The organism is Paraburkholderia sp. RAU2J (assembly GCF_003634845.1).
GTDB classification, from domain to species: Bacteria; Pseudomonadota; Gammaproteobacteria; order Burkholderiales; family Burkholderiaceae; genus Paraburkholderia; species Paraburkholderia fynbosensis.
In genome coordinates this window covers 2,853,377-2,878,153 of record NZ_RBXG01000001.1, presented here as the reverse complement: position 1 = coordinate 2,878,153, position 24,777 = coordinate 2,853,377, and the positions used below count along the sequence as shown (strand labels likewise).

Genomic DNA, 24,777 nt, shown 5'->3' with positions numbered 1-24,777 from the left:
TCTAGCCGAGCAGCAGCATGGCAAGCGGCAGCACCGGCAATAATGCGTCGATGCGGTCGAGCACGCCGCCGTGCCCCGGCAACAGGCCGCTTGAATCTTTCACCCCGGCCTGGCGTTTCATCATCGATTCGAACAGGTCGCCCACCACGCTGAAGGCCACCAGCAAGGTCAGTGCGAGCAGTGTGCGCGCGGCGCCCCATTGCGCCAGCAGCGCAGAATACAGGGTCGGCTCGAACGCGTGCAAAAAGACCGCTGCCGCGGCGACGATCATCACCACCAGCCAGCCGCCGATCGCGCCCTCCCAAGTCTTACCCGGACTGATGGCAGGCGCCAGCTTGTGTTTTCCGAACGCTTTTCCGGAGAAGTATGCGCCGATATCGGCCAGCCATACCAATAGCAGCAGCGACAGCACGAAGGGCACGCCCTGCATGCGCGCGGCGACGAGAGCATGCCAGCACGCGACAAATACCACAATGCCGGCAAGAAACAGAAAGATGCGCCATGCCCCCTGCGCGAGCGTAGGCCTGCGCAGCAGCACGAACGGCCCGGCGACCACCCAGAAGATGGCCGCGGCCTTGAAGAGCGAGCGGCCCTCCACGACGCCCGTGCCGAGCCGCGTGCTGGCGACGAGCGCGACCGCCGCCACCAGCGCGTAGATGACCGGACCGGCGCCGCCTAGCTTGAGCAGGCGCGCCCACTCCCATGCGGCGAACACGACGACGAAGGCGATCAGCGCACCGAACGCGCCAACCGGCGCGAACAGCGTGACCGGCAGGAACACTGCCAGCAGGATGATCGCCGTGATGACACGGGTTTTTAGCATGGAAGCGAATCGACGTTTTGCGATTGCGGCTCGAGTTGAGCACTAGTGCGGCCGAAGCGGCGTTCGCGCTCCGCGTACGAAGCGATCGCGTGGCCGAGCGCGTCGGCATCGAAATCCGGCCAGAAGGTGTCGGTGAAGTAGAACTCGGTGTAGGCGAGCTGCCACAGCAGGAAGTTGCTGACGCGGCGCTCACCGCCGGTGCGGATAAACAGGTCCGGCTCCGGCGCATAAGCCATGGACAGGTGCTCGGCGAACGAATCCTCGTTGACCTCGACTGCCTTGCCCGCTGCCGCCGACTGCTCGGCGAGCTTGCGGGTGGCCTGCATGATGTCCCAGCGACCGCCGTAATTCGCGGCGATGGTCAGCGTAAGACGGGTATTGCGTGCGGTTTTGGTTTCCGCGCGCTTGATCAGGTCGCGGATGCGCGTATCGAAACGGTCCAGATCGCCGACCACGCGCAACCGGATGCCGTTCGCGTGCAGCTTGCCGATCTCGCGCTCCAGCGCGGTGACGAACAGGCGCATCAGGAACGACACTTCCTCGTTCGGACGGCGCCAGTTCTCGGAACTGAAGGCGAACAGCGTCAGGTATTCGACGCCTTGCCGGGCGCACGCCTCGACGGCCGCACGCACCGCGTCGACGCCGCGCGTATGGCCCGCCACGCGCGGCAAGCGCCGCTGGGTGGCCCAACGGCCGTTGCCATCCATGATGATCGCGATATGTCGCGGCACCGCGGCGACATCAGGCACGCGCACGGTTGAGCTGGTATAGGTCATGGCCGTTGGACAGTGACTGCAAATAAAGAAGTGAAAATCGTGAAGATGCTGAGTGGCTCCCCGCCCGGCTTTCGAGCCGAGCCCCCGCGGGACCGGGAAAACGTCGGGCAACCGGCGCTTTCCCAAGAGCCGGCCGATCTCAGACCGTCATGATCTCGGCTTCTTTCGTCACGACGAGCTTGTCGATTTCAGCGACAAACTTGTCTGTGAGCTTCTGAACGTCGTCGCCTGCGCGACGCTCGTCGTCTTCCGAAATTTCCTTGTCTTTCACGAGCTTCTTCAGCTGCTCGTTGGCGTCGCGACGCAGGTTGCGGACCGCAACCTTGGCCGTTTCCGCTTCGCTCTTGACCACCTTGGTCAGTTCGCGGCGGCGTTCCTCGGTCAGCGCGGGCATCGGCACGCGGATCACGTCGCCTTGCGTGGCCGGGTTCAGACCGAGGTCCGACTCGCGGATCGCCTTTTCGACGACCTGGACCATCTTCTTTTCCCACGGCTGCACGCCGATCGTGCGCGCGTCGATCAGCGTCAGATTCGCGACCTGCGAAATCGGCACCGGCGAACCGTAGTAATCGCACTGGATGTGATCGAGCAGACCCGTGTGCGCACGGCCCGTGCGGATCTTCGACAGGTCGTTCTTGAACGCGTCGATGGAGCGCTGCATTTTTTGTTCAGCGCCCTTCCTGATATCAGCCACAGACATTTTTAAACCTCCGAACCTTCAAAACGGTGCGAGCCGGCCTGCGCGCGCAATAGGCGGCGGCCTGGGCCCGCGTCAAAGCCCACGTTATGTGAACGAGAGTTTACACGTGGACGAGCGTGCCTTCGTCCTCGCCTTGTACGATGCGCTTGAGCGCGCCCGCTTTGACGATCGAAAAAACGCGGATCGGCAGCTTCTGGTCGCGGCACAGCGCGAACGCCGTGGCGTCCATCACCTGCAGATTGCGGCCGATTGCTTCGTCGAAGCTGATCGTCATGTAGCGGGTCGCGCTCGGATCTTTCTTGGGATCGGCCGAATAGACGCCGTCCACCTTGGTTGCCTTCAGCACGACTTCCGCGCCGATTTCCGAGCCGCGCAGTGCGGCGGCCGTGTCGGTCGTGAAGAACGGGTTGCCGGTGCCGGCCGCGAAAATCACGACTTTGCCTTCTTCGAGCTGGCGAATCGCGCGAGGCCGGATGTACGGCTCGACCACCTGGTCCATGCGCAGCGCCGATTGCACGCGCGCTTCGATACCGGCGTGGCGCATCGCGTCCTGCAGCGCCAGCGCGTTCATCATCGTGGCCAGCATGCCCATGTAGTCGGCCGTGGCGCGATCCATACCGGCCGCGCCGCCCGCGACGCCGCGGAAAATATTGCCGCCGCCGATCACCACGGCCAGCTGCGTTCCGAGACGGACCACTTCGGCCACGTCCGCCACCATTCGTTCGATGGTCGCGCGATTGATGCCAAAGGCATCGTCGCCCATCAGAGCTTCACCGGAGAGTTTGAGCAGGACGCGTTTGTAGGCAGTGGGCATAGAGGTATCCAGATCGCGCAGAACAGGGCAACAACAAGGGACTAATGTAGGGGTGAAATACTGATTCGGGCAAGCGCCGCCAAATTGACGGACCCTCGAGTCCGCCGGCGGCTGCGCTGCGAGGGTCAACCCGCGCGCAGCCTTGCGGCGCTGCCGACCGCGGCAGAGTCTTGCTCCGCCGCGGGTCCAACGGTACTACCGTGAAGCTTCGGTAAGACTTATTGTTGCTTTGCAGCAGCGACTTGTGCGGCCACTTCTGCTGCGAAGTCATCCTGCTTCTTCTCGATGCCCTCACCGACCACGAACAGCGCGAACTTCTGCACGCTCGCGTTGCCGGCCTTCAGCATCTGTTCGATCGTCTGCTTGTCGTTTTTAACGAACGTCTGGTTCAGCAGCGACACTTCCTTCAAGTACTTCTGCACGCTGCCGTCGACCATCTTGGCGACGATTTCAGCCGGCTTACCCGATTCGGCGGCTTTCTGTTCGGCGATGCTGCGTTCCTTGGCAATCAGGTCCGCAGGCACGTCGTCCGACGACAGCGAAACCGGCTTCATTGCGGCGATGTGCATTGCCACGTCCTTGCCGACCTGCTCGTCCGCGCCGGTGTACTCGACCAGCACGCCGATACGCGTGCCGTGCAGGTACGCTGCCAGCTTGTTAGCCGTGTCGAAGCGCACGAAACGGCGGATCGACAGGTTTTCGCCGATCTTGCCGACCAGTGCAAGGCGCACCGCGTCGACCGTCGAGCCGTCCAGCGGCAGTGCCGACAGGGCAGCGACGTCAGCCGGGTTTTGCGTAGCGACCAGCTCGGCGATCTGCTTCGAGAAAGCCAGGAAGTCATCGTTCTTCGAAACGAAGTCGGTTTCGCAGTTCAGTTCGACCAGCGAACCCGCGTTGCCGCCGATAAACGATGCGACCACGCCTTCAGCCGTCACGCGCGACGCTGCCTTGCTGGCCTTGTTGCCCAGCTTCACGCGCAGCAGCTCTTCAGCGCGCGCCATGTCGCCGTCGGCTTCCGTCAGCGCCTTCTTGCATTCCATCATCGGCGCGTCGGTCTTTGCGCGCAGTTCTGCAACCATGCTTGCGGTAATTGCCGCCATCATTTGCTCCTTGAGTTCCGTCTGTCACACGCCGCCCGCACTTCGATACCGGCGGCAAGAATTCGTTTCAGCGTTCCACGTAATTTTTTACGGACAACGCGCTGGGCACCGCCTGCAGCGCCCCACTACAATGTCGCGGCTTAAAAAAAGGGGGCCTGTAGAAAGCCCCCTTTTTTGCCGGACACGGGGCAGCTTTACGCTTCCGAGTTGACCTCGACGAACTCGTCGCCGTTGTCGCCACGTGCAGCCTGCACCACTTCGTTGACCGCGTTCGCACGGCCTTCGAGGATCGCGTCAGCCACGCCAGCCGTGTATAAAGCGACAGCCTTGGAGGCGTCGTCGTTACCCGGGATCACGTAGTCGATGCCTTCCGGCGAGTGGTTCGTATCGACCACTGCAATGACCGGAATGCCGAGCTTGTTCGCTTCGGTGACGGCAATCTTGTGATAGCCGACGTCGACCACGAAGATCGCGTCCGGAATGCCGCCCATGTCCTTCACGCCGCCGATCGACTTCTGCAGCTTGGCCATTTCGCGTTCGAACAGCAGCGCTTCCTTCTTGCTCATGCGTTCGGTTTCGCCTGCTTCCAGCGCCGCTTCCATGTCCTTCAGGCGCTTGATCGAAACCTTCAGCGTCTTGAAGTTGGTCAGCATGCCGCCGAGCCAGCGGGCGTTGACGAACGGCATACCAGCGCGTTGCGCCTCTTCAGCGATCGTGTCGCGCGATTGACGCTTCGTGCCGACGAACAGGATCGTGCCGCGGTTCGCTGCCAGTTGACGCGCGTACTTCAGCGCGTCGTTGTACATCGGCAGCGTCTTTTCGAGGTTGATGATGTGAATCTTGTTGCGATGACCGAAAATGAAGGGGGCCATCTTCGGGTTCCAGAAGCGCGTTTGGTGACCGAAGTGGACACCGGCTTCCAGCATTTGACGCATGGTAACTGCCATGAAAATCTCCGCGAGGGTTGGGTCTTAAGCCGGCCGCCGTATCGGCCGCGCCCGCCTTCTTCTTTGGCTGGAACGCGACGGACACCCTGGGTGCGCCGGCTTGCGAGTTTGCTGCCTGGGTACCGCCTTAACCTCATAGCGCAGGCAACCGGCGTTATGAGAAGCCTTTCCTGCCCGCCATCGCTCCCTATGAGACACTCATACGGAGCAAATAAAACAGGACATGGACCGACTTAGCCAAAGATTATAGCACGCGCCTGTGACCCGACTCAACCTGCCTGGCCGCTCCCTTTGCCGCAGCCGGGATGCAGCGCGAGTGCGGTCCTCGCCGCGACGCGCGACGTAAAGCCAGGCATAACATTAAGTGAAGCGTGACGCCCCGTCAGCGCCAGCATCCAGTCCCCGATCACCGCCCTTAGACCATTTGGACCGCCCCTCGGGCAGCCGCCAAAAACATCCGCCAAAACGCGCCAGCCCCGCCGCAAAAGCCTGCGGCAGCGGGAATATGGTGCGATAATCTCGCAATAAATCGCATTTCAGGCCCGACTCATGGCTATTACGCTCAAAAACGAACACGATATCGCGCAGATGCGCGTCGCCTGCAAACTCGCGAGCGAAGTGCTCGACTACGTTACCCCGTTCGTCAAGGCCGGCGTCACGACCGGCGAACTCGACCGTCTGTGTCACGAATACATGCTGAAGGAACAGGGCACGGTTCCGGCGCCGCTGAATTATCAGCCGCCCGGCTACCCGCCTTACCCGAAGGCCACCTGCATTTCCGTCAACGACGTGATCTGCCACGGCATCCCCGGCGACAAGACGCTGAAGAACGGCGATGCGCTGAACATCGACATCACGGTGATCAAGGAAGGCTATTTCGGCGACACGAGCCGCATGTTCATCGTCGGCGAAGGCTCGATTCTGGCCAAACGGCTCGTGCAGACCACCTTCGAATGCATGTGGCTCGGCATCGACCAGGTGCGCCCCGGCGCGCATCTCGGCGACATCGGCCATGCCATCCAGAAACACGCGGAAGGCCAGGGCTACAGCGTGGTGCGCGAATATTGCGGCCACGGCATCGGCACGGTATTTCACGAAGACCCGCAAATCCTGCACTACGGCCGCCCCGGCACCGGGCTCGAACTGCAGGCCGGCATGATCTTCACGATCGAGCCGATGATCAACGCCGGCCGCCGCGACATCCGCACCATGCCGGACCAGTGGACCGTCAAGACCAAGGACCGCAGCCTGTCGGCGCAGTGGGAACACACGGTGCTTGTCACGGAAACCGGCTACGACGTCCTGACCGTGTCCGCGGGCACGCCGGCGCGTCCGCCGATCGTCGCCGCCACCGCCTGACCGACCTCCGACCTTACCGCCCACCTGCCAATGAGTAGTGTTCCAGTCGTCGCCCAATCCCATGCCACGTCGCTGAAGGCGGACTACAAAGTGGCCAAAGCCCAATTGCTGGAACGCTTCAGAACGGCCACCAACGTCGATGCGTTGATGGTTGCCCTCGCACGCACCACGGACGACTCGCTGCGCGCCGCCTGGGACACCTGCGAACTGCCGGGCGAACTGGCGCTGCTGGCCGTGGGCGGCTACGGGCGGGGCGAACTGGCGCCGCACTCCGATATCGACATCCTCGTGCTGCTGCCCGATGCGCCGATCGAACATCTGGAAGCACGCATCGAACGCTTTATCAGCCTTGCGTGGGATTTGGGGCTGGAACTCGGCAGCAGCGTACGCAGCGTGTCGCAATGTCTCGAAGAAGCCGCCAACGACGTCACCGTGCGCACCTCGCTGCTGGAAGCGCGGCGTATCACGGGGAGCGCCGCGCTGTTCGACGACTTCGCGAAGCACTACCGCGCGGCGCTCGACCCGAAGGCGTTCTTTCAGGCGAAAGTGCTGGAAATGCGCCAGCGCCACGCCAAGTTCCAGGACACCCCATACGCCCTCGAACCCAACATCAAGGAAAGCCCGGGCGGCCTGCGCGATCTCCAGCTGATTCTCTGGATCACCCAGGCGGCCGGTTTCGGGAGCAGCTGGCGCGAACTCGAGGCGCGCGAGCTGATCACCGAGCGCGAAGCGCGCGAACTGCGCCACAACGAAGGTTTCCTGAAGTCGCTGCGCGCACGCTTGCACGTGATCGCCGGGCGTCGTCAGGACATCATGGTGTTCGACCTGCAGACGCCCGTGGCCGAGAGCTTCGGCTACAAGCCGACCGTCACGAAGCGCGCCAGCGAACAGCTGATGCGCCGCTACTACTGGGCCGCCAAGGCCGTCACGCAGCTCGCCACGATCCTGATCCAGAACATCGAAGCGCAGCTCTTTCCCAGCACGAGCGGCATTACGCGCGTGCTGTCGGCGCGCTTCGTCGAAAAGCAGGGGATGCTGGAAATCGCCAGCGACGATGTCTTCGAGCGCGAGCCGAACGCGATCCTCGAAGCCTTCCTGCTGTACGAGCAGACACCGGGCGTCAAAGGCCTGTCGGCCCGCACGCTGCGCGCGATCTACAACGCCCGCGACGTGATGGACCAGCACTGGCGGCGTGATCCGGAAAACCGGCGCCTCTTCATGGACATCCTGAAGCAGCCGGCCGGCATCACGCACGCGTTGCGCCTCATGAACCAGACGAGCGTGCTCGGGCGCTACCTGCTGAATTTCCGGCGCATCGTGGGGCAGATGCAGCACGACCTGTATCACGTCTACACCGTCGACCAGCACATCCTGATGGTGCTGCGCAATCTGCGTCGCTTTGCGGTGGCCGAGCACGCCCACGAGTATCCGTTCTGCAGCCAGTTGATCGCCAACCTCGAACGGCCGTGGGTGCTGTACGTGGCGGCGTTGTTTCACGATATCGCCAAGGGCCGCGGCGGCGATCATTCGACGCTCGGCATGGTCGACGCGCGGCGCTTTTGCCGCCATCACGGCATCGAGGGCGAGGACGGCGACCTCGTCGTCTGGCTGGTGCAACAACATCTGACCATGAGCCAGGTCGCACAGAAGCAGGATACGAGCGATCCGGAAGTCATCAAGCGCTTTGCCGAACTCGTCGGCACCGAGCGCCGTCTGACCGCGCTTTATCTGCTGACCGTGGCCGACATTCGCGGCACCAGCCCGAAAGTCTGGAACACGTGGAAAGGCAAGCTGCTCGAAGATCTGTACCGCGCCACGCTGGCTGTCCTCGGCGGCGCGCGGCCGGACGCGCATTCGGAACTGAAGTCCCGCCAGGAAGAGGCGCTCGCGCTGCTGCGCCTCGAAACCGTGCCGGAGGGCGCGCAAAAGGCGCTGTGGGACAAGCTCGACATCGGCTATTTCCTGCGCCACGACGCGGCGGACATCGCGTGGCAAACGCGCGTGCTGTACCGCCATGTCGAAGCGCCGACGCCGATCGTGCGGGCTCGCCCGTCGCCGATCGGCGAAGCGTTGCAGGTGCTCGTGTACGTGAAGGATCAGCCCGATCTGTTCGCCGGCATTTGCGCGTATTTCGACCGCAATGGCCTGTCGGTGCTGGATGCGCGGGTCAGCACGACCCGTCACGGCTATGCGCTCGATAATTTCCTCGTCGCGCATACCGAAGAAGACGTGCATTATCGCGATATTGCCAATCTCGTCGAACAGGAACTGACCGCACGCCTCACCGGCCACGGAACCCTTCTGCCGGGGCCGTCTAAAGGCCGCTTGTCGCGGCTGTCGCGGACCTTCCCTGTTACGCCGCGCGTCGATCTTCGGGCCGACGAGCGCGGCCAATACTACATCCTGTCCGTGTCGGCGAACGACCGGCCAGGCCTTCTTTATTCGATCGCGCGCGTGCTGGCCGAGCACCGGGTCGGCGTCGCGTCGGCGCGGATCAATACGCTCGGCGAACGCGTCGAAGACGTGTTCCTGCTGGATGGAAACGGTCTGTCGGACAACCGCCTGCAAATTCAGGTCGAGACCGAACTGCTGCGCGCGATTGCAGTGTGAGATTTCATGCGAGTCAAATTAACAGCCAAGCACCCGCGGCCGGCTTCGTCCGAACGCGCCCCTGTCCGTACCGGTAGCACGTCGGCACGTAAGCCGACGCGCCCGCAGGCACCGAAGCCGTCGATGGCAGGTTCCAGCGGGGCGCGGGGTGAAGGCGCTGGCGCAGCGGGCGGCGGCAAGCGGCCCGTGGGCGGTAAGCCGACGGGCGGCGGTGCGCGCGCGCCGCGCGCGGAGGGGTCGTTTGCGCGCCCGCGGGACGGGGGCGCCGAAGGCGCGCCGCGCCGGACGACATCGGATCGGCCGCCGCGCCGGGAAGGCGCGGGGGGTGATCGCGATGAACGCGCACCGCGTCGCTTTGAAGGCGCAGGTAATCGTGATGAACGCGCGCCGCGTCGCTTCGAAGGTGCTGGTGATCGTGGTGAACGCGCGCCGCGTCGTTTCGAAGGTGCCGGTGACCGCAGTGAACGCGCGCCCCGCCGTTTCGAAGGTGCGGGTGACCGCAGTGAACGCGGGCCGCGCCGTTTCGAAGGTGCGGGTGACCGCAGTGAACGCGCGCCCCGCCGTTTCGAAGGGGCGGGTGATCGTGGTGAACGCGCCCCCCGCCGTTTCGAAGGCGCAGGCGACCGCAGTGAACGCGCGCCCCGCCGTTTCGAAGGTGCGGGTGATCGTGGTGAACGCGGGCCGCGCCGTTTCGAAGGTGCTAGTGACCGCAGTGAACGCGCGCCCCGCCGTTTCGAAGGCGCAGGCGACCGCAGTGAACGCGCACCCCGCCGTTTCGAAGGCGCGGGTGACCGCAGCGAACGCGCACCCCGCCGCCCCGAAGGCGCGGATGATCGCGGCGAGCGCGCCCCGCGCAGTTTCGGCGACCGTCCGCCGCGTCGCGACGACGGCGAGCGCCGTCCGTTCAGCGGTGCGCGCCCGGGCGCAAACCGACCGTCGAATGCCGGCCCGCGCGCCGAACGTCCGGAGCGCCGCGAGCGTGACGCTTCCGATCGCCCCCGTTTCGGCAGCGACCGTGGCGCTCCGCAAGAGCGCCGCAACAGCGACCGGAACGACAGGGGACCGCGTAGCGACAGCGCGCCGCGTCGTCTCGAAGGTGAGCGCGGCTCATCCGGGCGCAGCTTCGCCAAACCCGTAAAAAGCGGCTACGCAGACCGCTCGGACCGTCCGGCACGCGCACCGCGCGACGACCGTGGCGAGCGCAGCGAACGGGCACCGGCCAAACGCGAGTTCGGCGATCGCCCCTCGCGTGACGGCGAACGCAGCGAACGCCCCGCACGCAGCTTCGACAAAAACCTGCCGTCCGCGCCCCGCCGTTTCGGTGACGACCGCCCTGCACGCGCCGACAAGCCGCGCGGCCCGGCGCCAGCGGCACGCGCCGAGCGCCGTGACGCCGAGAGCGGTGCCGATGCCGAGCCGCGCACTCCGCGTCGCGATTACGAAGACGCGCCAGGCATGCTGCGTCTGTCGAAACTGATGTCCGAACTCGGCCTGTGCTCGCGCCGCGAAGCCGACGAGTGGATCGAAAAAGGCTGGGTGCTGGTGGACGGCGAGCGCGTCGACACGCTCGGCACCAAGGTCCGTCCGGATCAGCGCGTCGAGATCGACCCCGCCGCCGAAGCCGCGCAAGCGAGCCAGGTGACGGTGCTGATTCACAAGCCGGTCGGTCTGGTCTCGGGCCAGGCGGAAGACGGGTACCAGCCGGCCATCACGCTGGTCACGCCGGAGAATCGCTGGGAAGGCGACCATTCGGAGATCCGCTTCTCGGTCGCGCATCTGCGCCAGCTCGCGCCGGCCGGCCGCCTCGACATCGACTCGACGGGCCTGCTGGTGTTGACGCAGGACGGCCGCGTCGCCAAGCAGTTGATCGGCGGCCATTCGGAGATCGACAAGGAGTATCTGGTGCGCGTGGCTTACGGCGAGCACACCGTGGACGTCGAAAGCCACTTCCCGCCCGAAAGCCTCGAACTGCTGCGCCACGGCCTGTCGCTCGACGACGTGCCGCTGAAGCCGGCGCAAGTGGAGTGGCAAAACGGCGAGCAACTGCGTTTCGTGCTGCGCGAAGGCAAGAAGCGCCAGATTCGCCGGATGTGCGAACTGGTCGGCCTCGAAGTGATTGGCCTGAAGCGCGTGCGGATGGGTCATGTGATGCTGGGCGCGCTGCCGCCGGGCCAGTGGCGCTATCTGTCGGCGGACGAGTCGTTCTGATGATGCTGCGAGCGTCTGTCTGAGCGAGGCGTTGGACAGGCGCAAGCCCAATAAAAAAACCCACGCAGATGCGTGGGTTTTTTATTGCCGGCGCTGATGCGGCGCACCGCAACTGCCGGGCGTCGCACGCACCAACCGCGCAACGCAGATCGCCACCGCCTCAATCGTCGCTATTCGGATCCATATCCGGAAATAGCACTTCGGTGAAACCGAACTTCGCAAAGTCGTTGATCCGCATCGGATACAGCTTGCCGATCAGGTGATCGCACTCGTGCTGCACGACACGCGCATGAAAACCCTCTGCCACCCGGTCGATCGGCTTGCCATACTGATCGAAGCCGTGATACTTGATCATCGAAAACCGGCTCACCGCGCCCCGCAGGCCCGGCACCGACAGACAGCCTTCCCAGCCCTCCTCCATATCAAGCGAGACCGGCGTGACGGTCGGATTGATCAGCACCGTTTCCGGCACCGGCGGCGCATCCGGATAGCGCTCGTTCTTGCCGAAGCCGAAGATCACCACCTGCAGATTGACGCCGATCTGCGGCGCGGCGAGACCCGCGCCGTTTGCGTCATGCATGGTCTCGAACATGTCCTTGACGAGTTCATGCAGTTCGGGCGTGTCGAAGTGATCGACCGGATCGGCAATACGCAGCAGACGCGGATCGCCCATCTTGAGAATTTCGCGGATCATAACTGCCCCTCCAGGAGCTGATGCATACCATCTTCGTCGAGTACGGGGATGCCGAGTTCCTCGGCCTTCGCCAACTTGCTGCCGGCGTCGGCTCCCGCGACCACATAATCCGTTTTCTTCGACACGGACCCCGCCACTTTCGCGCCGGCCGCCTCGAGCATTTCCTTCGCCGTTTCGCGCGACAGGTTCGGCAACGTGCCGGTCAACACCACGGTCTTGCCGGCCAGCACGCCTTGCGGCGCCTTCGGTGCGGGCGGACCTTCCGGCCATGTGACCTTGCCCGGCGCGCGCAGTTGCTCGATCACCGTGCGGTTGTGCTCTTCGGCGAAGAACTGATGAATCGACTCGGCGACCACCGGCCCCACGTCGTTGACTTCGAGCAGCGCTTCGACCGACGCGTCCATGATCGGCGTCAGCGAACCGAAATGTTTGGCCAGATCTTTCGCCGTCGATTCGCCCACGTGACGGATGCCGAGCGCATAAATAAAGCGCGCCAGTGTAGTGTGCTTGGCCTTTTCGAGCGAATCGAGCAGGTTCTGCGCGGACTTGTCGGCGAAGCGGTCGAGTTCCGCGAGCGTCGCGAAGCCGAGGTTGAACAGATCGGCCGGCGTGCGCACCAGATTCTGCTCGACCAGTTGATCGATGATTTTCTCGCCGAGCCCGTCGATGTCGAGCGCGCGCCGCTGCGCGAAGTGCCACAGCGCCTGTTTGCGTTGCGCAGGACAGAAGAGGCCGCCGGTACAGCGCGCAATCGCTTCGTCGGGCAGCCGCTCGATGTTCGAGCCGCACACCGGGCACTGGGTCGGCATCACGAACTCGCGGGCGTCCGCCGGGCGGCGCTCGAGCAGCGCGCTCACCACTTCGGGAATCACGTCGCCGGCGCGCCGCACGATCACCGTGTCGCCGATGCGGATGTCCTTGCGGCGCACTTCGTCTTCGTTATGCAGCGTGGCATTGGTGACCGTCGCGCCACCGACGAACACCGGCTCGAGGCGTGCCACCGGCGTGATCGCGCCGGTGCGGCCGACCTGCACGTCGATCGCAACGAGCCGGGTCAGCGCTTCCTGCGCGGGAAACTTGTGCGCGAGCGCAAAACGCGGCGCGCGCGACACGAAGCCGAGCGCGTCCTGCTCGTCGCGCCGGTTGACCTTGTAGACCACCCCGTCGATGTCGTACGGCAGCGTGTCGCGCTTCTCGCCGACCGCGTGGAAGAACCCCAGTAAGCCTTCGGCGCCCTGCACCACCGCCCGCTCGCTGTTCACCGGCAAGCCGAGCTCCTTGTACCAGTCGAGCAATTCGCTGTGCGTGGCCGGCATTTCGATCCCGTCGAGCACGCCAATGCCATAGGCAAAAAACGACAGCGGCCGCTGCGCGGTGATCTTCGAATCGAGCTGCCGCAAACTGCCCGCCGCCGCGTTACGCGGATTGGCGAATTCCTTCTGCTCGGCCGCGCGCTGGCGTTCGTTCAGGCGTTCGAAATCGCGCTTGAACATCAGCACTTCGCCGCGCACGTCGAGGATGTGCGGCACGCGCCTGCCTTTGAGCTTGAGCGGGATGGAGCGGATCGTGCGAACGTTTTCGGTGACGTTCTCGCCGGTGGTGCCATCGCCACGGGTGGACGCCTGCACGAACGCGCCGTCGACGTAACGCAGCGAGATGGCGAGGCCGTCGAATTTCAGCTCGGCCGCGTAGTCGACCGGAACCGGCGGCTCGCTCGCGTTCCTGCCGAGCGCGTCGCCGACGCGTTTGTCGAACGCAACGATGTCTTCATCGGCGAAACCGTTGTTCAGCGACAGCATGGGCTGGTCGTGCACGACCTGCTCGAAGCCGCTCGCCGCCTTGCCGCCCACGCGCTGGGTGGGCGAATCCGGCACGATCAGGTCCGGATGCTCCGTCTCGATACGCTCCAGTTCCTTGAACAGCTTGTCGTACTCCGCGTCCGGCAGGTCCGGCTGGTCGAGCACGTAGTACGCGTAGTTCGCGCGTTCGAGTTCCGCGCGCAGCCACACGGCGCGCTCGGCCGGAGCGCTGATTGCTGAGGGGGAGACGGGAGTTCTGGCCATGCTCTCTGACGGTTCTTGATGAAATTCGGACATTGGATTATCGCAGGAAGCGTGCCCCTTTACATCGGCCGAATGGGCTGCATGCGGAGCGTGTTTTAGCGTGGCGGCAGGATGGCCGCGGGTGGACCGCGGCTTCGCCGCGCGCCGCTTCCGGCAGGCTCGCGCGCGCTGCGTCGCGACATGCGAACGCAGCGCCTCAAACGACGACGGCCGCACATCGTGCGGCCGTCGAGACACCGGAAAATCGTGCGCGTTACTGGCTGAACAGGCGCCGGGTAGCGGGCGACCCTGCCGGAATCCCGGCCTGTTCGAGTTTCGCGTAGAGCGTCATCAACTGCTTCTCGATCGCGAGCAGCGCGGTTTCCGGCAACGGACGGCGGCCGTCGTCGACCACCCGTCCGCCGATACGCTCAGCCAGCGATTTCGCGTAGTCGCACATCAGCCGAAACGGCAGGATGTCCTCGTCGGCGACCGGCACGTCGAGCACCAGCGTAATCATCTGGCCGCCCTTGTAGGTAAGGTCGTCGCGCAGGAAGTTGGTGTCGCCGAACTGCAGCATGAACACCGGGCTCTGGCGCGCGTCGAGCTTGACGAACCGCGTGCCGTCGCGCGAGAGCAGCAAGCCGTCCTGCGACGCCACCGCCTGCACGTAGTTGGCCGACCACGGCGCGCCGTCGGAGAGCACGTTGATCGACAGCTGCGCGTCGCACTGTGCGGCGAACCCGTCGAGCTCGCGCGCCATCGCCACCGTTTCGAGCATGTCCGGGAATTCCGGCGATGCATCGAGCGCGTCGGCGAATTGCTGCACCCCGGTCACGAACTCCGAAAACTCCAGTTCGTTGAGCGCGCCGCTGCGATTGGCGAGCTGCGCGGCCGCGCGTAGTTCTTCATAGCGCGCGCCGTTTTGCAGCAGCTCCCACGCCCCGCCTTCGGGCTTGCCTTCGATATGCACCGGCTTGCTGCCGGCGCGGCGCAGGCGCTGCGCGAGTGGAATCACCTTGTCGCCGGCAACCGGCCCGTTCAGACGGATCGGCACGATGCAGTCGATCCGCCGATCGACGATGGCCGGCGGCGCCGACGAGATCGTCGTGGCGGCGGGCAGAATCGGTTCGGCCCGTTCGTTGTCCTCGCGAGCGGCATCGCGAGCGGCGGGTGCCGGCTTGCCCTCACCGGCCTCGGCCGCATGAACATGCTCGCCTTCCGCTTCGGCCACGCCCTCGGCTTCCGGAAAGCCGTTCGGCGTGACGGTGTCGGCCTGAATATCGGCCGGCGTGTCGAGCGGCGCGACGGGGCTGCCGCCGAACGTGGGCTCGACGCGCGCCTCGGCCGTTTCCGTCGGCGCATCGGAATTCACCACCGGTTCGCGGCGCGTAGTCGGCCGGGCCGGTTCGATGAACGGACTCTGCTCCTCCTGATCGTCCCGCGCGAAAGTTTCAGCGGTCTCGGCAGGCATCGGGCGCGGCATCTTGCGACGCACCTTCGCGCTCTGCCACGCGTTGTACACGACCACGCCCCCGACCACCACGGCACCCGCGCCGATCAAACCGAGTGTCAACTCGTCCATGCATGCTCCATCAGCAATTCTTTATCCGCGCGGTCATGCGCCCGCTCCACGTGTCGCGCGGCCTGCCATGCAAGCCGCTGCGCTGAACGCGGACGCCCGCGAAGGCTTTAACTCAAACGATATTCTGGGCGAAACCGGCCGCCGTTTCCATGTCGACCGCGACGATGCGTGACACGCCCTGCTCCTGCATGGTCACACCGATCAACTGTTGCGCCATTTCCATCGCGATCTTGTTGTGCGAAATGAACAGGAACTGGGTTTTGTCCGACATCGCCCGCACGAGGTTCGCGAAACGTTCGGTGTTGGCATCGTCGAGCGGCGCGTCCACTTCGTCGAGCAGACAGAACGGCGCCGGATTCAGCTGGAACATCGCGAACACCAGCGCGGTGGCGGTCAACGCTTTCTCGCCGCCCGACAGCAGGTGAATGGTCGAATTCTTCTTGCCCGGAGGCTGCGCCATCACCTGCACGCCGGCGTCGAGAATCTCGTCGCCGGTCATGATCAGCTTCGCCTGACCGCCGCCGAACAGACGCGGGAACAGTTCGCCGAAATGACGGTTCACTTCGTCAAAGGTGCCTTGCAACAGCGTGCGCGTTTCGGCGTCGATCTTGCGGATCGCGTCTTCGAGCGTTTCGATCGCGCTCGTCAGGTCAGCCGATTGCGAGTCGAGGAACGTCTTGCGCTCGGTGGCCGCCTTCAGCTCATCGAGCGCGGCCATGTTGACCGGACCGAGCGCGACGATTGCGTTGTTGATACGCGTGACTTCGCCTTGCAGATACGACGGCTTCATGTCCGGTGTGAGCTTGGCCTGCAGTTCGGCCTCGTCGACGCCCGCCGCCGCAAGTTGCTCGATGAACTGCTCGCCGTTCAGACGCGCGGCCTGCTCCTTCAACTGCAATTCGTTGATGCGCTCGCGCAGCGGTTGCAGCGCGCGCTCGGCGGCAAGGCGGGTTTCGTCGGCGGCCCGCAGCTTGGCGGTCAGATCGTCCAGTTCGAGGCGCGCGGCATGCAGCGCCTCTTCCTTGACCGAACGGATGTCGAGCGCGTCCTGCAAGCCGGTATGCGCGGTCTGCTCGTTGATCGTCTCCAGCTCGGCGCGCGCGTCTTCCAGCGACGCCGCGACACGCTCGCTCTGCTCGTGCGCGACCTGGATGCTGCGCTTCAGTTCGTCGATACGGTTCGCCATGTTGCGAGCGGCGAAGCGCGCATCGGTGGCGCCACGGTCGAGGTCGCGCGCCTGGGCGCGTGCGGTGGTCAGTTCTTCGTCGAGTGCCTCGAAGGCCAGCTGGTGATCTTCGAAACGCGCCTGCAGTTCGGCCAGTTCGCCGTCGTGCCGCTCGAAGTTCGCCTCCGATTCCGCACGCATCGCGCGCTGCTCTTCGATCTGCGCGGTGATCTCTTCGAGTTCCTCGCGAATCTGCGTGCTGCGCTGCGTGTAACGCTCGTGCGCCTGAGTGAGCTTGAGCACCTCCATCTGCAGGGCGTGCACGCGCTGCGTCGCGCGTTCGGCCTGCTGACGCACGTCGGTCAGCACCTGCGTGCCTTGCGTGTGCGCGGCTTCGGCGCGAATCGCCGCGGCTTTCGCCTCGTCGGCGAGCAAGGCCTGCGCGCGCACCTGGCGCGCGAGGTTTTCGATTTCCTGCTGACGGGCCAGCATGCCGGCCTGTTCGGAATCGGCTGCATACAGCTGCACGCCGACGCGCGTCACCACATGCCCCGCCTTCACGACGAACGAGCCGCCTTCCGGCAATTGCGAGCGCATGCCGAGCGCCTGCTGCAGGTCGTCGGCGACGAAGGCGAGCCCGAGCCAGTCGGTCAGCACCGCGCGGATGCCCGCGTCGTCGATGCGCACGAGCGACAGCAACGGCCGCAAAGCGGGCGGCGTGGCGGCCGGCTGACCGGCGACGGGCGGCGCGTAGAACGCGAGCTTCGCGGGCGGTGCGTCGGTGGCGAACGCCTTGACCCAGTCGAGGTTCGACACCTCGAGTGCGGCCAGCCGCTCGCGCAACACCGCTTCGAGCGCGGTTTCCCAACCGGCTTCGACGTGCAGCTTCTTCCACAGACGCGGCAGGCCGCCCAGTTCGTGCTTGTCGAGCCACGGCTGGATCTTGCCTTCGGTCTGGACGTTTTCCTGCAGCTGCCTGAGCGCGGCAAGGCGTGCGTCGAGCTGATGAATCTGGGCGCTTTCGGCCTGCACGCGCTCCTGCGCGGTGCGGCGTTCGGCGTCCAGACGCGGCAGCGTTTCCTGCGCGTCGGTCAGACGCGCCTGCGCGTCGTGCAGAATCTCTTCGTGCTCGGCGAGCTGCATGCGCAGGTCTTCGAGCTGCGCTTCGTCGGGCGCGTCGAGGCCGCCCGCTTCGAGCTTCAGGCGCTCGTGACGCTGCTGCAGCTGCTGCAACTGCTGATCGGCATTGCGCTGATGCGCGGCCTCGAGCTTCAACGCCTGTTCGGTCTGCGCGATCCCGCCGCGCTCCGCGTTCAGCTCGGTCTGCGCGTCGCGCCAACGCGCTTCGAGCGCGGGCATCGCGTCGTGCTTCGCGGCGGCTTCGTCTTCGGCAAGCGCGGCTTTTTCTTCGGCGACGGCCAATTGCTCTTCGGCGTCTTCGATATCGCCCTGCGCCTTTTCGGCTTGCGACTGCCACTGCTCGCGCTGCGCGCTCAGCGCGGCGATCTGCGCCTGCACGCGGTTGCGCGATTCGACGATGAACTTGATCTCGGCTTCGAGGCGGCTGACTTCCGAGTTCGCCTCGTACAGCGCGCCTTGCGCGCCCTGCATCGCATCGCTCGCGGAATAATGCGCGACCCGCAGCGTTTCGAGTTGCGCTTCGACTTCGCGCAGCTTCGCGGTTTGCGCTTCGAGGTCGATCTGCGCCTGTTCGATCGCGCGTTGCTGGCGTTCCTGCTCGCTGCCGGCTTCGTTCTTGCGCAACAGCCACAACAGACGCTGCTTCTCTTCGCCGTCGGTCTGCAGTTCCTTGTAGCGCGTGGCGACCACCGCCTGGCCTTCGAGCTTCTCGAGGTTGGTCCCCAGTTCGCGGACGATGTCCTCGACCCGCGTCAGATTTTCGCGCGTGTCGTGCAAACGGTTCTCGGTCTCGCGGCGCCGTTCCTTGTACTTCGACACGCCGGCGGCTTCTTCGAGGAACACGCGCAGCTCTTCCGGCTTCGCCTCGATCAGGCGCGCGATCATGCCCTGCCCGATGATCGCGTACGCGCGCGGCCCGAGGCCGGTGCCGAGGAAGATGTCCTGGATGTCGCGGCGGCGCGCCGGCAGATTGTTGATGTAGTAGCTCGAGGTGCCGTCGCGCGTGAGCACGCGCTTCACGGCGATTTCGGCATACTGGCCCCACTGGCCGGCGGCGCGGCCGTCGGCGTTGTCGAACACGAGTTCGACGCTGGCGCGGCTGCCGGGCTTGCGCGCGGTCGAGCCATTGAAGATCACGTCCTGCATCGATTCGCCGCGCAGCTCGGAGGCGCGCGATTCGCCGAGCACCCAGCGCACGGCATCGATGATGTTGGACTTGCCGCACCCGTTCGGTCCCACCACGCCAACCAGCTGGCCCGGAACCTGGAAATGCGTGGGATCGACGAATGACTTGAAGCCAGCGAGTTTGATCGAGGTCAGACGCACGGCGATTTCGCTGTTTGAAAAGGGAAAATGATAAGTGGCTCGTGAAGGCTGCGTAAGCCGTTCGCCATTGAGGCGAAGCAGCCCGCGATCCTTCGCGACACGGGCGCCGGCGGCACGCGGTCAGACATGCGCCGGCCAATGAGGGGCAATCATACCATCGCGCGTGGGCGATTCTTACCGCCCTTACGGTCGCCGCGACCGGCATCGTGCGCGTCGTCGAGGCTCGCGTCCCCGGTGGCCGGATCGGGCGGCACGGCCTTGCTCCGATGCACCCAACTCGACAGCGCCGACGCCAGCACGATGCACACGCCGCCGGCCCATTCGCGCGGGCCCGGCGTCTCGCCGGCGAACAGCCACGCGGACAACGCGGTGACCACGATCTCGAACAGCATGATGATCGACGCGCGGTTGGCCGGCACGCGCGCAAGCCCGTACTGCACCAGCATATTGTTCGACGCCAGCAGCAGACCGAGGCCGAGCACGAGCCACGCGGCAGTGCCCAGATGCGCACCGGTGGGCGGCGCGGGCATCGCTTCGAACAGCGACGCGCAAGCGCTGAAGAGCGCCGCGCCGCCGAAGATGGTCGCGGTGCGCATTTCCGGCTTCATGTCCGGCAGCACGCGGCTCGTCTTGAGGATCAGCACGTTGCTCATCGCGAAGCCCATGCCGCCCGCGAGGCCCGCCCATTCGGCGAGATTGCCGGGCAACGGCATACCCAGTTGCGGCGACCACAGCATGGTCATCGCGCCGGCCAGCGACAGCGCCGCGAGGCCCGCGCCCGCCCATGTCAGCCGCTCGTGCAGGATGAAGTGCGCGAAGAGCGCCGTCCACGCCGGGGTGAGATAGAACAGCAGCAGCACGCGCATCACCTGGCCATGAATCGAGCCCCACACGAAGCCGAGATTGGTGACGCCCGCGGCCAGCGCGAGCGCCGGCAGCAGCCAGTGCCAGCGCACCGTCTTGAGCGCGCGATGGCGCACCAGCAGCACGAACAGGCAGCCTGCGCCGCTCGTCAGCGCGCTTGCCGCGGTGCCGGTGACACCGAGCGCCGCGAGCATGCGCAGCGGATACCAGATCATCCCCCATACCGATGCGCCCAGCATGATCGCGAGCGTCGGCCAGCCGTTGCGAAGCCAGTGGGTCATCGCGCGGGGCTCCCCGTCGTGCCGTCAACGAATGCGGCGGGTGCCCGCCCGCGTCGTGCGGCTGTCTCCTGAACTGCTGCGTACATTGCTGCTCCTGCTTCTTTTCTTGCGCGAACCGTGTGCGGCTCGCGTCGTTCCCGCTGCAACGCATACGCTGCGCCGCCTGGCGGGTTGCGCCGCTGCTTGCCGGCGCGGCGTGTTTCGTTTGCTGCGTGGTTTGTTGCGCCACACGGCGCGGGGCGGCCGCAATTGCCGGCGCGCGCCGCCGTGCCGTGCTTGTCGACTGCTTAACGGCCGCGCACCGCCTGCCGACCAGGTCGCCCCTTCACCCAAGTCGCCCCGTCACTCGTCTCGCGATGCCCGCCACGTTGTCCGCCGCGTCATGCGCGCCACGCTATAATCATCCGCTTGGCCGCCGCTGCCGGCCGGTCGGCCCCGCGCTACAGCGGGCTGCGCCAGCGGTGCGCGTGCCGCGTTTCTTCCAGCATCCATCTGCGCCCATCTTCGATCAGGCTCGATCCGCCCAGTGAACCCCCTACTCGACTCCCTTCAGTCCTACCCGTTCGAAAAGCTGCGCGTGCTTTTCAAGGACGTTACGCCGCCCGCCGGCCTTGCGCACATCAGCTTCGGCATCGGCGAGCCGAAACATCCGACGCCCGCGCTGATCCGCGACGCCGTGGTGGCCTCGCTCGGCGGCCTCGCCGCGTATCCGGCCACGCTCGGAACGCCCGCGCTGCGCGAATCGATCGCGAACTGGGTCACACAGCGCTACAACCTGCCGCCGCTCGACCCGGCCACCCAGGTGCTGCCGGTGTCGGGCTCGCGCGAGGCGCTGTTCGCTCTCGCGCAGACGGTGCTGGACCCGCAGCGCAACGCCGGCGGCGAGCCTGCGATCGTACTCTGTCCGAACCCGTTCTACCAAATCTACGAAGGCGCGGCCCTGCTCGGCGGCGCGCAGCCGTACTTCGTCAATAGCGATCCGGCGCGCAACTTCGCGTGCGACTACCCGGCGGTGCCGGCCGACATCTGGGCCCGCACGCAACTGCTGTACGTCTGCTCGCCCGGCAACCCGACCGGCGCGGTACTCACGCTCGACGACTGGCGCGAGCTGTTCGCGCTGTCGGACCGCTATGGTTTCGTGATCGCGTCGGACGAGTGCTACTCGGAAATCTATTTCGACGAAGCGAATCCGCCGCTCGGCGGCCTGGAAGCCGCGCACAAGCTCGGCCGCGGCTTCGAGCGCCTCGTCATGCTGTCGAGCCTGTCCAAGCGTTCGAACGTGCCGGGCATGCGCTCGGGCTTCGTCGCCGGCGACGCGGCCATCCTCAAGGCCTTCCTGCTGTACCGCACCTACCACGGCGCGGCGCTCTCGACGGTGTTCCAGAGCGCCAGCATCGCCGCGTGGAACGACGAAACCCACGTGCGCGAGAACCGCGCGAAGTACGTGCAGAAATTCTCCACCGTCACGCCGATGCTCGCGGAGGTGCTCGACGTGCGCCTGCCGGACGCCGCGTTCTACCTGTGGGCGGACGTCTCGCGCACCGGTCTGTCGGACACCGAGTTCGCCCAGCGCCTGTACGCCGACTATAATGTGACGGTTCTGCCGGGCTCGTTCCTCGCGCGTACCGCGCACGGCGTGAACCCCGGCCGCAATTTCGTGCGCCTCGCGCTCGTCGCCGACGTCGACGAATGCACCGAGGGCGCGCAGCGGGTCGTCGATTTTTGCCGCGCGATCGCCGGTTGAGTTTCGCGAGGCCGTCCGAACTCCGGCACCTCGCAACCGAACTCCCGGTGCATCGCATCCCCTCTTCAGACTTCAACTCTTCAGAAAAGCACGCATATGTCGCAACAACTTCAGCAGATCATTGACACCGCCTGGGAAAACCGCGCCGACCTGTCGCCGAAGGCCGCTCCGGCCGAAGTGCGCGAAGCCGTCGCCCACGCGATCGAGCAACTGGACAAGGGCGCGCTGCGCGTCGCCGAAAAGAAGGACGGCGACTGGGTCGTCAATCAGTGGCTGAAGAAAGCCGTGCTGCTGTCGTTCCGCCTCGAAGACAACGCGCCGATGCCGGCCGGCGGCTACAGCCAGTTCTACGACAAGGTGCCGTCGAAATTCGCGAACTACACCGCTGAAGACTTCGCCGCCGGCGGCTTCCGCGTGGTGCCGCCCGCGATCGCGCGCCGCGGCTCGTTCATCGCGAAGAACGTCGTGCTGATGCCGTCGTACACCAACATCGGCGCTTACGTCGACGAAGGCACGATGGTCGACACGTGGGCCACCGTCGGTTCGTGCGCGCAGATCGGCAAGAACGTGCACCTGTCGGGCGGCGTGGGCATTGGCGGCGTGCTGGAGCCCCTGCAGGCGAACCCGGTCATCATCGAAGACAACTGCTTCATCGGCGCGCGCTCGGAAGTCGTGGAAGGTGTGATCGTCGAAGAGAACTCGGTAATCTCGATGGGCGTGTACCTCGGCCAGAGCACCAAGATTTACGACCGCGAAACCCGCGAAGTCACGTATGGCCGCATTCCGGCGGGCTCGGTGGTGGTGGCGGGCAACCTGCCGTCGAAGGACGGCTCGCACAGCCTGTACTGCGCGGTGATCGTCAAGAAGGTCGACGCCAAAACCCGCGCGAAGGTCGGTCTGAACGAGCTGCTGCGAGGCGATTGATGGCGCGCGGCACGAAAACCGTCGTCTACGGCATCCCGAACTGCGACACCGTCAAGAAGGCCCGCGTGTGGCTGGAAGAACACGGCGTCGAGTTCGAGTTTCACGACTTCAAGAAGGCCGGCGTGACCGAGCCGCTCGTGCAGGACTGGCTGAAGGACGTGAAGCTCGACGCGTTGCTGAACCGTCGCGGCACGACGTGGCGCGGTCTGTCCGACGACATGAAGGCGGCCGCGGACACGCAGCCGGGCGCGATCGCGTTGATGATCCACAAGCCGTCGGTGATCAAGCGGCCGGTGCTGGTGGTCAACGGGCGCGTCAAGTCGCTGGGTTTTTCCGCGGACGAGTACGCGGCGCTGTTCGCGTAATCCGACGCGTGTGACTGAACGCAACACGCAGAACGAGTAAGCAAGAGCAAGCGGTAAGCGCGGCACGCGCCGCGTGCATCAAACGCTGTTGCCGGCTGCGGTGCCCAACCGCCAGCCGGCATTTTTTCATTTCAAAGTGGCTTGTACTGAAACCATGTCCGGCACCCTCGCCCTTACCGAACAACTGATCGCGCGCGCGTCCGTCACGCCCGACGACCAGCATTGCCAGCGCCTCCTGATCGAACGCCTGTCCGCGCTCGGCTTCGGGCACGAGACGATCGAATCGAACGGCGTGACTAACCTGTGGGCCGTCAAACGCGGCGTCGACGGCACGAAGGGCAAACTGCTCGCGTTCGCGGGACATACTGACGTCGTGCCGACCGGCCCGCTCGAACAGTGGCACTCGGCGCCGTTCGAGCCGACCCGGCGCGACGGCAAGCTGTACGGCCGCGGCGCGGCGGACATGAAGACGTCGATCGCAGGCTTCGTGGTGGCGAGCGAGGAATTCGTCGCGGCGCACCCCGCGCATCGCGGCTCGATCGCGTTCCTGATCACGAGCGACGAAGAAGGCCCGGCCACCGACGGCACCGTCAAGGTCGTCGAAGCGCTGCAGGCGCGCGGCGAGCGCATGGACTACTGCATCGTCGGCGAACCGACGTCGAGCGCGCAGTTCGGCGACATGGTGAAGAACGGCCGGCGCGGTTCGATGTCGGGCAAGCTGATCGTCAAGGGCGTGCAAGGCCACATTGCGTATCCCCATCTGGCGAGGAATCCGGTGCATCTGCTTGCGCCTGCGCTCGCCGAGCTGGTAGCCGAGCGGTGGGACGACGGCAACGAATACTTCCCGCCCACCACGTGGCAGGTGTCGAACATTCACAGCGGCACCGGTGCGACCAACGTGATCCCCGGCCACGCGGACGTGATGTTCAACTTCCGCTTCTCGACGGCCAGCACCGTCGAAGGTTTGCAGGCCCGCGTGCACGCGATCCTCGACAAACACGGCCTCGACTACGATCTGCAGTGGAATGTGAGCGGTCTGCCGTTCCTGACGCCGCGCGGCGAATTGTCGAACGCGCTCGCGAAGGCGATCAAGGACGAGACCGGCGTGGTCACCGAACTGTCGACCACCGGCGGCACGTCGGACGGCCGCTTCATCGCGCGCATCTGCGAGCAGGTGATCGAATTCGGCCCGCTGAACGCCAGCATCCACAAGATCGACGAACATATCGAAGTCGCACACATCGAGCCGCTGAAGAACGTGTATCGCCGCGTGCTCGAACAACTGATCGCCTGACCAAGGACTATTCGCG

Annotated in this window: 19 protein-coding genes; 8 read left to right on the top strand and 11 right to left on the bottom strand. The window is 65.4% G+C overall.

What is annotated here, in order from left to right; genetic code table 11:
• Position 1 precedes the first annotated feature (1 nt).
• From B0G69_RS13140 to rpsB, 6 genes are all read right to left on the bottom strand, one after another.
• Positions 2-823, bottom strand: a complete 822-nt coding sequence (locus tag B0G69_RS13140; protein WP_121317548.1) for a phosphatidate cytidylyltransferase — start codon at positions 821-823, stop codon at positions 2-4.
• Complete coding sequence (uppS, locus tag B0G69_RS13135) at positions 817-1,599, bottom strand: polyprenyl diphosphate synthase (RefSeq protein ID WP_121317546.1); 783 nt, start codon at positions 1,597-1,599, stop codon at positions 817-819. Before uppS ends, B0G69_RS13140 begins: the two co-directional genes overlap by 7 nt.
• A gap of 139 nt (positions 1,600-1,738) precedes the next feature.
• Positions 1,739-2,299 (bottom strand): ribosome recycling factor, encoded by a 561-nt coding sequence (gene frr / locus B0G69_RS13130; RefSeq protein WP_012433445.1) that lies wholly within the window; start codon positions 2,297-2,299, stop codon positions 1,739-1,741.
• A gap of 100 nt (positions 2,300-2,399) precedes the next feature.
• Complete coding sequence (pyrH, locus tag B0G69_RS13125) at positions 2,400-3,113, bottom strand: UMP kinase (RefSeq protein ID WP_121317544.1); 714 nt, start codon at positions 3,111-3,113, stop codon at positions 2,400-2,402.
• 218 nt (positions 3,114-3,331) lie between these two features.
• Positions 3,332-4,213, bottom strand: coding sequence for a translation elongation factor Ts (tsf, locus tag B0G69_RS13120; protein WP_121317542.1), 882 nt, complete (start codon positions 4,211-4,213; stop codon positions 3,332-3,334).
• Between the two features lie 194 nt (positions 4,214-4,407).
• Positions 4,408-5,160 (bottom strand): 30S ribosomal protein S2, encoded by a 753-nt coding sequence (gene rpsB, locus B0G69_RS13115; RefSeq protein WP_042323115.1) that lies wholly within the window; start codon positions 5,158-5,160, stop codon positions 4,408-4,410.
• A gap of 549 nt (positions 5,161-5,709) precedes the next feature.
• Here rpsB and map point away from each other — a divergent pair.
• The 4 genes from map to B0G69_RS42940 all read left to right on the top strand — a co-directional run bounded on the left by map (position 5,710) and on the right by B0G69_RS42940 (position 11,337).
• Positions 5,710-6,519: a type I methionyl aminopeptidase gene (map, locus tag B0G69_RS13110; RefSeq protein ID WP_121317540.1), complete on the top strand. Its 810-nt coding sequence runs from the start codon at positions 5,710-5,712 to the stop codon at positions 6,517-6,519.
• 30 nt (positions 6,520-6,549) lie between these two features.
• Positions 6,550-9,129 (top strand): [protein-PII] uridylyltransferase, encoded by a 2,580-nt coding sequence (locus B0G69_RS13105; protein ID WP_121317538.1) that lies wholly within the window; start codon positions 6,550-6,552, stop codon positions 9,127-9,129.
• Between the two features lie 241 nt (positions 9,130-9,370).
• Positions 9,371-10,267 carry a hypothetical protein gene (locus B0G69_RS42945; RefSeq protein WP_347232469.1) on the top strand — a complete coding sequence of 299 codons (897 nt, stop codon included), beginning with the start codon at positions 9,371-9,373 and terminating at the stop codon, positions 10,265-10,267.
• A gap of 317 nt (positions 10,268-10,584) precedes the next feature.
• The gene (locus B0G69_RS42940; protein ID WP_347232468.1) at positions 10,585-11,337 is read left to right on the top strand and encodes a pseudouridine synthase; all 753 of its coding nucleotides are present in this window, start codon (positions 10,585-10,587) and stop codon (positions 11,335-11,337) included.
• Between the two features lie 160 nt (positions 11,338-11,497).
• On the opposite strand, the gene def is transcribed toward B0G69_RS42940, so the two are convergent.
• The 5 genes from def to B0G69_RS13075 all read right to left on the bottom strand — a co-directional run bounded on the left by def (position 11,498) and on the right by B0G69_RS13075 (position 20,434).
• The gene (gene def / locus B0G69_RS13095) at positions 11,498-12,031 is read right to left on the bottom strand and encodes a peptide deformylase (protein WP_121317534.1); all 534 of its coding nucleotides are present in this window, start codon (positions 12,029-12,031) and stop codon (positions 11,498-11,500) included.
• A complete protein-coding gene (ligA, locus tag B0G69_RS13090; RefSeq protein ID WP_121319370.1) occupies positions 12,028-14,094 on the bottom strand; it encodes an NAD-dependent DNA ligase LigA in 2,067 nt (688 codons plus the stop codon). Before ligA ends, def begins: the two co-directional genes overlap by 4 nt.
• A gap of 253 nt (positions 14,095-14,347) precedes the next feature.
• Positions 14,348-15,658 carry a cell division protein ZipA C-terminal FtsZ-binding domain-containing protein gene (locus tag B0G69_RS13085; protein WP_121317532.1) on the bottom strand — a complete coding sequence of 437 codons (1,311 nt, stop codon included), beginning with the start codon at positions 15,656-15,658 and terminating at the stop codon, positions 14,348-14,350.
• 112 nt (positions 15,659-15,770) lie between these two features.
• Positions 15,771-19,289 carry a chromosome segregation protein SMC gene (smc, locus tag B0G69_RS13080; protein ID WP_121317530.1) on the bottom strand — a complete coding sequence of 1,173 codons (3,519 nt, stop codon included), beginning with the start codon at positions 19,287-19,289 and terminating at the stop codon, positions 15,771-15,773.
• A gap of 149 nt (positions 19,290-19,438) precedes the next feature.
• Complete coding sequence (locus B0G69_RS13075) at positions 19,439-20,434, bottom strand: DMT family transporter (RefSeq protein WP_121317528.1); 996 nt, start codon at positions 20,432-20,434, stop codon at positions 19,439-19,441.
• 526 nt (positions 20,435-20,960) lie between these two features.
• Between B0G69_RS13075 and dapC the strand changes: the two genes are divergently transcribed.
• The 4 genes from dapC to dapE all read left to right on the top strand — a co-directional run bounded on the left by dapC (position 20,961) and on the right by dapE (position 24,761).
• Positions 20,961-22,178, top strand: a complete 1,218-nt coding sequence (dapC, locus tag B0G69_RS13070) for a succinyldiaminopimelate transaminase (protein WP_121317526.1) — start codon at positions 20,961-20,963, stop codon at positions 22,176-22,178.
• A gap of 96 nt (positions 22,179-22,274) precedes the next feature.
• Positions 22,275-23,102, top strand: a complete 828-nt coding sequence (gene dapD / locus B0G69_RS13065; RefSeq protein WP_121317524.1) for a 2,3,4,5-tetrahydropyridine-2,6-dicarboxylate N-succinyltransferase — start codon at positions 22,275-22,277, stop codon at positions 23,100-23,102.
• Positions 23,102-23,467, top strand: coding sequence for an ArsC family reductase (locus tag B0G69_RS13060; RefSeq protein WP_006053008.1), 366 nt, complete (start codon positions 23,102-23,104; stop codon positions 23,465-23,467). Before dapD ends, B0G69_RS13060 begins: the two co-directional genes overlap by 1 nt.
• A 154-nt stretch (positions 23,468-23,621) precedes the next feature.
• On the top strand, positions 23,622-24,761 hold the full coding sequence (gene dapE / locus B0G69_RS13055) for a succinyl-diaminopimelate desuccinylase (protein WP_121319368.1): 1,140 nt from the start codon (positions 23,622-23,624) through the stop codon (positions 24,759-24,761).
• Positions 24,762-24,777: the final 16 nt, after the last annotated feature.

Bases quoted from the DNA above. Each gene is read 5' to 3' on its own strand.
- dapD (WP_121317524.1), top strand. From the start codon at position 22,275: ATGTCGCAACAACTTCAGCAGATCATTGACACCGCCTGGGAAAACCGC.
- dapE (WP_121319368.1), top strand. From the start codon at position 23,622: ATGTCCGGCACCCTCGCCCTTACCGAACAACTGATCGCGCGCGCGTCC.
- B0G69_RS13075 (WP_121317528.1), bottom strand. From the start codon at position 20,434: ATGACCCACTGGCTTCGCAACGGCTGGCCGACGCTCGCGATCATGCTG.
- def (WP_121317534.1), bottom strand. From the start codon at position 12,031: ATGATCCGCGAAATTCTCAAGATGGGCGATCCGCGTCTGCTGCGTATT.
- ligA (WP_121319370.1), bottom strand. From the start codon at position 14,094: ATGGCCAGAACTCCCGTCTCCCCCTCAGCAATCAGCGCTCCGGCCGAG.
- B0G69_RS13140 (WP_121317548.1), bottom strand. From the start codon at position 823: ATGCTAAAAACCCGTGTCATCACGGCGATCATCCTGCTGGCAGTGTTC.
- uppS (WP_121317546.1), bottom strand. From the start codon at position 1,599: ATGACCTATACCAGCTCAACCGTGCGCGTGCCTGATGTCGCCGCGGTG.
- rpsB (WP_042323115.1), bottom strand. From the start codon at position 5,160: ATGGCAGTTACCATGCGTCAAATGCTGGAAGCCGGTGTCCACTTCGGT.
- B0G69_RS42940 (WP_347232468.1), top strand. From the start codon at position 10,585: ATGCTGCGTCTGTCGAAACTGATGTCCGAACTCGGCCTGTGCTCGCGC.
- pyrH (WP_121317544.1), bottom strand. From the start codon at position 3,113: ATGCCCACTGCCTACAAACGCGTCCTGCTCAAACTCTCCGGTGAAGCT.
- tsf (WP_121317542.1), bottom strand. From the start codon at position 4,213: ATGGCGGCAATTACCGCAAGCATGGTTGCAGAACTGCGCGCAAAGACC.
- B0G69_RS13060 (WP_006053008.1), top strand. From the start codon at position 23,102: ATGGCGCGCGGCACGAAAACCGTCGTCTACGGCATCCCGAACTGCGAC.
- B0G69_RS13105 (WP_121317538.1), top strand. From the start codon at position 6,550: ATGAGTAGTGTTCCAGTCGTCGCCCAATCCCATGCCACGTCGCTGAAG.
- B0G69_RS13085 (WP_121317532.1), bottom strand. From the start codon at position 15,658: ATGGACGAGTTGACACTCGGTTTGATCGGCGCGGGTGCCGTGGTGGTC.
- map (WP_121317540.1), top strand. From the start codon at position 5,710: ATGGCTATTACGCTCAAAAACGAACACGATATCGCGCAGATGCGCGTC.
- frr (WP_012433445.1), bottom strand. From the start codon at position 2,299: ATGTCTGTGGCTGATATCAGGAAGGGCGCTGAACAAAAAATGCAGCGC.